The following is an 11,011-nucleotide window of genomic DNA, read 5'->3' on the forward strand; positions in this document are numbered from 1 at the left end:
CACCTCGGGAGCGACGGGGCCGGATGCTAGCATGCGTTTTCTTTACGCCCTCGAACCGCACGGTGCGCGCGAGGGAAGGAATCCGTCCCTCCAGGCGTAGTGGAAGGTGATGCGTGCATTCGAGCGATGCCGTGCGCGAAGGGCTGATTGAACTGCTGCCGCGTCTGCGACGCCTGGCGCGGGCGCTGGCAGGGCAGGCGGCGGATGCCGACGACCTGGTGCAGGTGGTGCTGGAGCGCGCGCTCGCGCGATCCGTGCAATGGCGGCCGGATGCTGCGCTGGACAAGTGGGTGTTCGCGATCGCGCGCAATGCCTGGCGGGACGAGTTGCGTGCGCGTGGCAGAGAGCAGCATCTGTTCGCGCCGGAGGAGGCCGGCGACACGGTAGCCGATGGCAGCGAGGCGCGGCACGCGCAGCAGATGGAACTGGCGCAGGCACTGGCGACGCTGCCGCCGGACCATCGCGAAGTGGTGGCGCTGGTGCTGGTCGAGGGCTTGTCCTACGACGAGGCTGCCGTGTTGCTGGAGGTGCCGGTGGGAACCGTCACCAGCCGCCTGGCTCGCGCCCGTGCCACCTTGCAGGCCCATCTCGGGAACGACGCATGACACCGATAGACGACGAGATCTTGCAGGCTTACGTGGACGGCGCGCTCGATGCGGCGGATACCGCGCGCGTCGATGCGGCGCTGGCGCAGGACGATGCGCTGGCCTGCCGCGTGCGACAGTTGCGTGCCCTGGATGCGCAACTGCGGGCTGCGTTCGATCCGGTGCTGGACGAGCCGATACCCGGGCGCCTGTCTGCCCTGCTGCAGCCAACGGCTGCACGGGCCACGCCGTTCACCGTGCTGGAGGGTGGGCGCGATGCGGGTGCCGTTCGTCGTCGTGCGACCCGCCGTTGGTTGGTGCCGGGCGCCGCGCTGGCGGCATCGGTGGCTCTGCTCGCCGCAGGCCTGTGGTGGCAGGCAGACAGCAGTTGGGTGCGCACGCAAGACGGACGGCAGTTTGCGGCAGGCGCGCTGACCCGCGCGCTCGACAACCAACTGGCGAGCGAGCCGGATGCATACGCCTCGGTCGCGATCGGCCTCAGCTTCCGCAGCAAGGACGGACAGGTCTGCCGCAGCTTCACCGTCCGCACGCCACCGGTGCGTGCCGGACTGGCCTGCCACACAACAGCGGGTTGGGAATTGCCCATGCTGGGTCCGGCGGTTCTGTCCGAAGGCGGTGAACTGCGGCAGGCCGCGAGCGATCTGCCGCCCGCCGTGCAGGCTGCGATCGATGCCCGCCTGAGCGGCGAGGTCTTCGACGCGCAGCAGGAACGGGCGGCGCGCGCAGAGGGGTGGCGCTGAAGCACCGGGCATCGCGGCGAGAGCGCCTAACGCTCCTTCGCCAAATTCGCTGTACGCATGCAGAGATCGAAGGCGACGTTGCGCAGGCCGATGCCGGTGCTGTCTACGGCGTAGGCCGGAGCCACGGCAGCACGTACCCTGCAGTCGCGCACGGCATGCCAGTGCAGCGCGTCGTGATTGATGGGGGGCGTGGCGCAGGCGGCAAGGCAAAGGCAGGCCAAGCCGGCAATCGTCAGCTTCTGCATGATGAATTTTCCGAAGTGGCTGGGGTTTCGACGCGCGGCACGTGCGTGACGAGCCGCGCGCGATGGATCACATGTTGCGGAACAGCACCATGAAGGGCTGGCTCACGGTGAGGGTCTCGGGGCGTTGCTTGAGGCGCACGGTGCCTTTGCCGCTGTCGTCGCGGACGATGGAGGCGATGGCTTTCAGGTTGACGATGGTGGAACGGTGGATCTGTTTGAACACGGCTGGGTCGAGTTGCTCCAGCAGTTCGCGGATCGGCTTGCGCAGCAACGCCTCACCGTCGGCGGTCATCGCCACGGTGTACTTGTGGTCGGCACGGAAGTAGGCGACATCGTCCACCATGATCAGCCGCGTCTCGCGACCGGTGCCGGCGGTGATCCAGGTGAGCGGCGGCGCAGCACCGGCTTGCGCGGCGCCTTGTGCCAGCTCACGCAGCAGCAGGACGAGGTCGCCGCGCGCGGCCTGGCCGGCGGTGGCGCGACGCTTCAGCCGTTCTATGGTGGCGGCCAGGCGTTCGACGGTGATGGGCTTGAGCAGGTAATCGATCGCGCCGCGCTCGAAGGCATCGATGGCGTACTGGTCGTATGCGGTGGTGAACACCACCTGCGTGGCGGGGCTGGCTTCGGCGGCTGCGGCAGCCACTTCGAGGCCGCTGAGACCGGGCATGCGGATGTCGAGGAAAGCCACGTCCGGCTGCTGCGCGGCGATGGCGTCCAGTGCGTCAGCGCCGTTTTCGCACTCGGCAATCACATCGAGCTCCGGCCACGCCTCGCCGAGCAGGCGGCTCAATGCTTCGCGCAGCAGTGGTTCGTCCTCGGCGATCACGGCCCGGGTCATGGCCGTGATTCCGTCGGGCTCGCTGCGGCTTGTTGCGCCGGCACGGTGAGCGTGGCGGCGACGCCCTCGGGCACGTTGGCCACCACCGCCAGCGAGGCGCGCGGGCCATACACGAGCTGCAGCCGCTCGCGCACGTTTTTCAGGCCGATGCCGGTGCCGCCGCTCGCTGCGCCGAAGCCCTGGCCGTCGTCGGCCACGGTGATCGCCACGCTGCCGTCGTCGCGGCGCGCGAGGATCCATACGCTGCCGCCACCGGGCTTGGGCTCCAGGCCATGCTTGATCGCGTTCTCCACCAGCGTCTGCAGCATCATCGGCGGCAGGGTGATGCCGCGCAGCGCGTCGGGCACTTCGATCTTCATTTCCAGCCGTGCCCCCATACGGATCTTCAGGATTTCGAGATAGGCGCGGGCGCGTTCCAGCTCTTCGCCCAGCGTGGAAAGCGTTTCCTCCGCGCTGGGCAGCGAGTGGCGCAGGTACTGGATGAGATGGCCGAGCATGCGGTCGGCCTGCGCCGGTTCGGTGCGCGTGAGGTATTGCGCGCTGGTCAGCGTGTTGTAGAGGAAATGCGGTTCCACCTGCGCGTGCAGCAGGCTGAGCCTGGCCTGCGCCAGTTCCTTGTCCGTGGCGGTCTGCGCGGCGGCCTGCTGTTCGCGGCGGCGGCGTTCGGCCACCCGGCGGGCGAGGGCGCGGGAGATCGCTTCGGCATTGACCAGGTTGGCGCCGTCGTCCACGCGGAACCAGTCGGTCCACGCGCCGCTTTCCGGTTCGCACACCAGGGTGACGCTGCCGATGCCGTTGCCCGGCGTCACCGTGGCGAAGATCTGGTTGCGTCGGCTGCCCAGCCAGCTGAAGGGATTGAGCCAGCCGACGATGGCGCGGCCATACGGATTGGGACGACGCACCTTGGCGCGCACCTGCAGGCTGTCGCGGGCGCTTTCGATTTCCTCGGTGTAGGGCAGTTCGCGGATCGTCGCATCCAGCATGTCGAATGCCTCGCCGGCCTCGAACGGCAATTCGATCTGGCGGCGCTGGCGGTTGCCCAGCGTGTCCAGGTTCGCGTGGCCGGCGATCAATCGCACGCGGCGCAGGTGGGAGAATGCGCCGGTCACCACCAGCACCAGCACCACGACGATGATGATCTGCGGCAACGGTTCCGTGCCGCGAAGCGGGCCGGTGTTGACCATCAGGATCACGACGAAGAACAGGGCCAGCAACCAGGCCACGACTAGGCGCGCTATGAAGAAAAGGCCCTTGATCACGATGGTGTCCCCAGTGATTGATCGGGAACGAGCATAGCGGCCGATTTCGCGGGTTTTCCCACGCATCCGACCAAGTCGGGTTCGGCGGGTGCGGAACGCGCGAAAGGCGGCGCGAAGCATGGACGGCAGGCATGACTTCCGGCCGTTCCTGGCTGTCGCCGCCAGCGCCACCATGGGCGGCAATTCATTCCCGATGCCCTCCAAGGAGAGGTTCCATGCGCAAGTCCCTGGTTTCCGCGATCGCTATGGCGCTCGCCGTGTCCGCCGGCAGCACGTTGGCGATGCCGGCGCAGCCGGCAGCTGCCGTGTCGTCACAGACTCCCACGCAGTTGCCGCGCAATGTGCGCCCCACGCACTACGCGGTGGCCATCACCCCGCATGCGGAGAAGATGAACTTCGACGGCCAGGTGACCGTGGATGTGCAGGTGCTCAAGCCCAGCATCAGCATCACCCTCAATGCCGAGGGCATGACGTTCTCGTCGGTGACACTGGAGCCGGCGTCGGGCAAGGGCACCGCCGTGACGGCCAAGGTCGCGGTGGACGAAAAGACGCAGACCGCCACCTTCAGCTTCGACAAGCCGGTTGCGCCGGGTAGCTACAAGCTGGCGATGAACTACGTCGGCACCATCGGCACCCAGGCCAACGGCCTGTTCGCCATCGACTACCCCACGGCGTCGGGCAACAAGCGCGCGCTGTTCACGCAGTTCGAGAACTCCGACGCGCGCCGCTTCATCCCGTCGTGGGACGAGCCGAACTACAAGGCCACGTTCGACCTCAGCGTCACCGTGCCGGGCAACGAGATGGCGGTGAGCAACATGCCGGTGGCCTCCAAGGCCGACGCCGGCAACGGCCTGCAGAAGGTGACCTTCCAGACCTCGCCGAAGATGTCCACCTACCTGCTGTTCTTCGGGCTGGGCGAATTCGACCGCGTCACCACCACCTCGGACGGCACCGAGATCGGCGTGGTGATGCAGAAGGGCAAGGGCGCGCAGGCGGCCTTCACGCTGGATTCGGCCAAGGCCGTGCTGCACGACTACAACGACTACTTCGGCATCAAGTACCCGCTGCCCAAGCTGGACAACATCGCAGCGCCAGGCAGCAGCCAGTTCTTCTCGGCGATGGAGAACTGGGGCGCGATCTTCACCTTCGAGTACGCCATGCTGCTCGACCCGTCGTTCTCCACGCAGGGCGACAAGATGGAGGTGTTCAACACCGCCGCGCACGAAATGGCGCACCAGTGGTTCGGCGACCTGGTGACCATGAACTGGTGGGACAACCTGTGGCTCAACGAAGGCTTCGCCTCGTGGATGGCCGAGCGCGAAACCGAGAAGGTGCATCCCGAGTGGAACACCGTGCTCGATACCGTGGGCACGCGCGAAGGCGCGATGTCGGTCGACGCGGTGGCCACCACGCATCCCATCGTGCAGAAGATCGACACCGTGGAGCAGGCCAGCCAGGCCTTCGACACCATCACCTATTCCAAGGGCGAGGCGGTGATCCGCATGCTCGAGGCCTATGTGGGCCCGGAGAACTGGCGCCAGGGCGTGCACAATTACCTCAAGGCCCACTCCTACGGCAACACGGTGTCCGACGACCTGTGGCATGCGGTGGACGGCGCGGCTCCCGGCAAGCACATCACCCAGGTGGCGCACGACTTCACCCTGCAGCCGGGCGTGCCGCTGATGAAAGTGGACTCGGCCATGTGCAGCAATGGCGAGACCACCATCAAGCTCACCCAGGGCGAATTCACCAAGGATCGCCCGAACAAGCAGCCGTTGCGCTGGCACGTGCCGGTCATCGCGCAGGTGGTGGGCAACCCCGCCGCCAGCACGCTGGTGGACGGTTCCGCCACGCTGAAGCTGAAGGGCTGCGGCCCGGTGCTGGTGAACGCGGGGCAGAGCGGTTACTACCGCACGCTCTACGCGCCGGCACAGCTCGCCGCGCTGAAGCAGGACTTCACCAAGCTCGCGCCAATCGACCAGCTCGGCCTGATGAGCGACACCTGGGCGGAAAGCATGGCCGGCCTCGAGCCGGTGTCGGATTTCCTCGACATGGCCAAGGCCACCCCGGCCAATGCCGATCCGGAAATCTGGGCGGAAGTGGCCGGCAGCCTCGAAGGACTGGACCAGTACTACCGCGGCGACCAAGCACGTCAGGATCGCTTCCGCGCCTATGCCGTGGCGCAGCTCAAGCCGGTGTTCGCGCGCGTGGGCTGGGACGCCAAGCCGGACGAGAGCACCTCGACCACGCTGCTGCGCACGCAGCTGATCGGCGCGCTGGCCGCGCTGGGCGACCAGGAAATGCTGAAGGAAGTGCGTCGCCGCTTCGACGCACAGGCCACGGATCCGAAGGCGGTGCCGGCAGCCCTGCGCAAGACCATCTTCGCCATCGTGGCGCAGCATGCCGACGAGGCCACCTGGGACAAGCTGCATGCCCAAGCCAAGGCCGAGAAGTCGCCGATGATCAAGGATCGCCTGTACGTCCTGCTCTCCGTCGCCGAGGACAAGGCGCTGGCGCAGCGTGCGCTCGACCTCGCACTCACCGATGAACCGGGTGCCACCAACAGTGCCGGCATGATCGGCGGTGTGGCCTGGCGGCACCCGGAAATGGCCTACGACTTCGCCATGGCGCATCGCGCGCAGGTGGACAAGCTGGTCGATTCCACCTCCAGCAGCCGCTACTACCCGATGCTGGGCGGCAGCTCGTTCGACCCGGCGATGATCGAGAAGATCAAGGCCTACGAGACCACCATCGATCCGTCCGCGCGTCGCCCGGCGGACAGCGTGATCGCCAACATCCAGTACCGCATGATGATCCGCAAGGATCGCCTGCCGGCGGTAGATGCGTGGCTGGCAAAGAACGGCGGCTGAGCGTTCTCACAAGTGACACGACAAGGCCCCGCATGCGGGGCCTTGTTTTTGGTTGCTGGGGCGATGCGATTCGGTGTTGCTCGAGCGAGCTTTTGGTAATTGCCGACTACCCAGCCTGGTTACCTTCATTTCGCTAGTATCGACCAGTCATCGAATACAGGAACCGCACGTCCGTTTTCGGCCAGAAGCGGACAGTCAACGCTGGAGTTAAGCGGCGGCGAAGCCGTCCGCCTTGAACGAAATGTTAGGCCTGGGCCGCAGGTTTGGATGACCGAGATGTTAGGCACCAACGCTCACATGCCATAGTTATGCCAATACAATTTGACGCCAGACATTGGGCAGCTTGCCCGAAGGAACAACTTGTCGAACTCGAGTTGCGTAGGCATGCCGTTTGTACCGCTGAGCTCGACAAATGTTTGAGTAGCAGACGCTGCCTCTGAAACGTTTGAAACAGAGATCGTACCTTGGTCTTTGGACACAAGCCTTGCTACGACGCACCCATGAGGGAAACGCTTTTCGGCGCTCTCCAAGCGATCAAGTGCATCGTGGCCTCCGGAGTCCGTGGGTGGGATGACCGAGGTAACATCGATTTGTAGAACCGCACCAGAGTTTAGGGCCTTAAACTGGCGCTTGAGCGGAACTTCCCGCCACGTGTTCGTAATGCTCACGGGCGCCGGTGTAATTTGAAACGTACCGCCAAACACAAGCGCTAGCAGAAGTTGCCACATCGTTTCCCTTGGTGCCTAACTATCGAGTATACGGACACGCCCGTCCGTTTATACATCCCCGGTGGCGCAACGGGATTCTTGCGCAACTCATTAGTTCTTGCAGCGGCTTATCTTTGCCACGCCCGGCAAACAACTGAACGCAAAGCCGGACAGAGGCGCCCGGCCCTAGAACGGCAGCTTTGGGTCGAAAGCCGCCAATGGCTTTGGTGAGCAGCATCATGTCGCTGCCGCCTCGATGGCGTCCAGCGCCGCCTCGACATTACACCGCGGCGTGCCGATGTTCATGCGCACGAAGCCGCCGCCGCCGGGGCCGAAGTCGGTGCCGGGATTCAGGCCGAGCTTGCAGCGTTGGATGAAGAAGTCGCGCAGCACATCGTCGTCCATGCCCAGCCCGCGGCAATCCAGCCACAGCAGGTAGCCGGCTTCGGGCGAATGCAAGCGGATTGAAGGGATGCGCGTGCGCAGGCGGTCGGCGACGAGGTCGCGTGTGTCGCCCAGGTAGGGCTTGAGCGCATCAAGCCACGCATCGCCTTCGCGCCACGCGGCTTCCGCCGCGGCGATGGCGAAGGGGCTGGCGTCGCCCAGATGCATGGCGGCAACCGTCTTGCGCAATGCGGTGCGCAGGTCATCGCGCCTGGCTACCAGCATAGATAGCGCCAGCCCCGAGAGGTTGAACGTCTTGCCGGGCGAGAGCAGGGCAATGACGCGGTCGTCCACCTGCGCCAGACTGCCCAGCGGGCAATAGCCGGCACCGGGCAACGCGAGATCGCCGTGCACCTCGTCGGCAATCACGGTGATGCCGTGGCGGCGTGCGATGCGCAGTACTTCGCCGAGCTCGTCCGGCGACCAGGCGCGGCCGCCAGGATTGTGCGGGTTGCACAGCAACAGCGCGCGGGCACCGTCGCGGGCCTGCTGTTCGAGTTGCGCGAAATCCATCGCGTAACGGCCGCCGGTTTCGCGCAGCGGGTTGTGCAGTAATCGTCGGCCGGCATTTTCCACGGCGCGGAAGAGGCCGGGGTAGACCGGTGGCTGCACGATCACCGCATCGCCCGCATCGGTACATGCCTGCATGGCGGCGGACAACGCGGCCAGCACGCCGGAAGCCGGCACCAGCCAGTCGCGCTCGACGTGCCAGCGATGGCGGCGCATGCACCAGCCGACCAGTGCCTGCTGCAGGCTTTCGGGGTATTGCGTGTAACCGTAGATCGGGTGTCGGGCGCGTTCCTGCAATGCCTCGACCACGCACGGCGGTGCGGCGAAATCCATGTCGGCCACCCACAACGGGCTGATCTCGTCGCTGCCGAATTTCTGCCGGCGTCCGTCGAACTTCAGCGCATGGCTGCCGCGGCGGTCGATGGGCTGGTCGAAGTCGAAAGTCATGGGCGGCCTGCTGGTGCGTGGCTCGTCACCCCGGCGAAAGCCGAGATCCAGTGCCTTTGCCTCATGCGGGAAAGGCACTGGATGACTCGCTGCGCTCGCCCCTTTGGGGCCGCCCTACGGGCCTTCTGCGCGCTGCGCGCTTGTCCTGCTTGCGCAGGAATGGCGGTGAGGTAGTCCCTGTGCCAGGGAGGCACGTCACGCGCGCCGCCGCCACAGGGTCACCTCGGACAAGGTGTGCTGGAACTTGCGCCGCGTCTCGCGTATCACGAAGGGTACTTCGCGTGGCTCGCCCAGCCGCTCGAAGTGCTGGCCGAGGATCGCGTCCAGCCCGTCCAGCGTGGTGAAGCTTTCGCCGTCCCTCTTGAAGCCGCCCACCCATTCCGCGCGCGGCGTGTGCTCGGCCAGCCACGTGTAGGGCGAGGCGATCATCAAGATGCCGCCAGGGTTCAGCCGTTCGTGGATGGCTTCGAGGAATTGCGCCGGGTTGTACAGGCGGTCGATCAGGTTGGCGGCGAGCACGAAGTCGTAGCCGCTGAATTGCGGCTTGAGGTTGCAGGCGTCGCCCTGAAAGAACTCCACCTTGGCCGCGGTGTCCGCCAGGCCCAGTTCGGCGAGGTTGCGCGACTTGTATTCGACCAGCTCGCCTTCGTCCTGCAGCAGGTAGCGCAGGCTGTCGCCGCCTGCCAGCGCTACGCCCTGGCCGATGAAGCGCGCGGAGAAATCCACGCCGGTCACGTGGCCGAAGTGGCGCGCTAGCTCGAAGCTGGCGCGGCCCGAGGCGCAGCCGAGATCGAGTGCTTTGCGCTTCGGCGAGCCGTCGAGCGTACCCAGCGCCAGGTCGACCAGTGCCTTGGAGAAATTCGGCACGCCGAAGTAGCTGTCGCCGTAATGGAACTCGGCGTATTCGCTGAGCAGTTTGTCGGTTTCGTAGTGCGAGGCGGGGGCGGGTTTCATGTTTTTGGACACCACGTAACGGAAGCCTGCGTGCTGGAAGAAATGGCGGCGGAAGGCGTAGCGCGAAGCGGCCTCGGCCTCGTTGCCGGTGGCGATCCACGAGCCGCCCTTCATCAGGTTGTGACGTCCGTCAAAGGTGGGGGTGGTGAAGTCGTCGTAGATCGGGTGCACCGCGAAACCTTCGAACGGATAGATCGGCGTTTCCGTCCATTGCCAGGCATTCCCGGCCACGTCGAAGAACGCGCCCTGCGCGAAGAGGTTCACCGCGCAGGACGAGGCCCAGTGTGCGAGGTTGAGGTTCGCGCCCGGCGTTTCCCCATGCGGTGCGCCGCGACGGCTTTCGGCGTACAGGCGGTACCACTCGTCTTCGGTGGGCAGGCGCACCGGCTGGCCGCTATGTGCGGATTTCCAGCGGCAGAACGCCCTGGCTTCGTGGTAGTTCGTTTCCACCGGCCAGTCCCACGGCATGGCCACTTCCTCGGTCATCAGGCGCAGCTTCCAGCCGTCCGCCGAGCTGCGCCAGAACGTGGGATGGTTGGCCTTGGCGAATTCGCGCCAGCCGTTGCCTTCCTCGTCCCACCAGCCGGCCTGGGCATAGCCGCCGTCTTCCACGAAGGCGCGGAATTCACCGTTGCTCACGAGGAAGCGGCTGGCCTCGAAGGCGGCCACCTCGGCTTCGTGCCGACCGTATTCGTTGTCCCAGCCGTAGGTCGCGCTATCGATGGAACGGCCCAGCACGACACTGCCTGCCGGCACTTTCACCAGCGTGTTTTCCGGCGCTGCGCCGCTCTCCGTGCATGGCCGCCATGCGGGATGCGGCTTCACGTAGGCGAGCTTGTGCTGGCGGACCAGCACCGACGAGGTTTCGAGGTGGATGCGTTCGTGCTCGATGCCCATCACGATGGTCCACCATGGATGGTCCCAGCCGATGGGCATGGTCAGCGGCGCTTCGTCGATTAGGCGCAGCACCAGCGCGCGCACCTTGTCGCGGTAGGCCTTCACCTCGGGTACGCCGGGCCAGTCGTAGTGGGTGTCGTCGAGGTCGTCCCAGCTCATCTCGTCCACGCCCACCGCGAACACGGATTCGAGGTGCGGGTCGATGCGCTGCTCGATCATGCGTGCAAGCAGCAGCTTGTTGACGAAGAAGGTGGCGGTGTGGCCGTAGTAGAAGATCAGCGGGTGGCGCAGGGTGATCGAAGGTTCGTACCAGGCTGCGTCGACGGCGAGCGTCTCGAACAGCGACTCGTAGCGGTCGAAGGTGCTGGTGAAGTAATCGCGCAGCACCTGGCGCATGCGGACGGGATCGGCTTCGTGCAGGTTCGGCGTGCGCGGCAGCGGCGCGGTCGCGGCGGAGCGCTGGCTGGGTTCGGCAAGCGTGGAAGCGTTCATGGC

Annotated in this window: 8 protein-coding genes; 3 read left to right on the forward strand and 5 right to left on the reverse strand. The window is 66.0% G+C overall.

Going from position 1 to position 11,011, the window contains the following annotated elements:
• Positions 1 to 113: 113 nt before the first annotated feature.
• The gene (locus tag IHE49_RS17120; protein ID WP_192160206.1) at positions 114 to 605 is read left to right on the forward strand and encodes an RNA polymerase sigma factor; all 492 of its coding nucleotides are present in this window, start codon (positions 114 to 116) and stop codon (positions 603 to 605) included.
• Positions 602 to 1,345, forward strand: coding sequence for a hypothetical protein (locus IHE49_RS17125; protein ID WP_192160208.1), 744 nt, complete (start codon positions 602 to 604; stop codon positions 1,343 to 1,345). The genes IHE49_RS17120 and IHE49_RS17125 overlap by 4 nt, the downstream gene beginning before the upstream one ends.
• 26 nt (positions 1,346 to 1,371) lie before the next feature.
• Here the strand turns inward: IHE49_RS17125 and IHE49_RS17130 are convergent, their stop codons facing one another.
• The 3 genes from IHE49_RS17130 to IHE49_RS17140 form a co-directional block, all read right to left on the reverse strand.
• Positions 1,372 to 1,590, reverse strand: a complete 219-nt coding sequence (locus tag IHE49_RS17130) for a hypothetical protein (protein ID WP_192160210.1) — start codon at positions 1,588 to 1,590, stop codon at positions 1,372 to 1,374.
• Positions 1,591 to 1,657: 67 nt separating this feature from the next.
• A complete protein-coding gene (locus IHE49_RS17135) occupies positions 1,658 to 2,428 on the reverse strand; it encodes a LytTR family DNA-binding domain-containing protein (protein WP_192160212.1) in 771 nt (256 codons plus the stop codon).
• Positions 2,425 to 3,687 (reverse strand): histidine kinase, encoded by a 1,263-nt coding sequence (locus IHE49_RS17140; RefSeq protein ID WP_343227599.1) that lies wholly within the window; start codon positions 3,685 to 3,687, stop codon positions 2,425 to 2,427. The genes IHE49_RS17135 and IHE49_RS17140 overlap by 4 nt, the downstream gene beginning before the upstream one ends.
• A 215-nt stretch (positions 3,688 to 3,902) precedes the next feature.
• On the opposite strand from IHE49_RS17140, the gene IHE49_RS17145 reads away from it, so the two are divergent.
• Positions 3,903 to 6,557: a M1 family metallopeptidase gene (locus IHE49_RS17145; protein WP_192160216.1), complete on the forward strand. Its 2,655-nt coding sequence runs from the start codon at positions 3,903 to 3,905 to the stop codon at positions 6,555 to 6,557.
• 944 nt (positions 6,558 to 7,501) lie between these two features.
• Here the strand turns inward: IHE49_RS17145 and IHE49_RS17150 are convergent.
• Together IHE49_RS17150 and ovoA are read right to left on the reverse strand one after the other, a co-directional pair.
• The gene (locus tag IHE49_RS17150) at positions 7,502 to 8,665 is read right to left on the reverse strand and encodes a PatB family C-S lyase (protein WP_192160218.1); all 1,164 of its coding nucleotides are present in this window, start codon (positions 8,663 to 8,665) and stop codon (positions 7,502 to 7,504) included.
• A 195-nt stretch (positions 8,666 to 8,860) separates the two neighbouring features.
• Positions 8,861 to 11,008 (reverse strand): 5-histidylcysteine sulfoxide synthase, encoded by a 2,148-nt coding sequence (ovoA, locus tag IHE49_RS17155; protein ID WP_192160220.1) that lies wholly within the window; start codon positions 11,006 to 11,008, stop codon positions 8,861 to 8,863.
• Between the last annotated feature and the right edge of the window lie 3 nt (positions 11,009 to 11,011).

This window comes from Rhodanobacter sp. 7MK24 (assembly GCF_014842995.1).
Taxonomy (GTDB): domain Bacteria; phylum Pseudomonadota; class Gammaproteobacteria; order Xanthomonadales; family Rhodanobacteraceae; genus Rhodanobacter_A.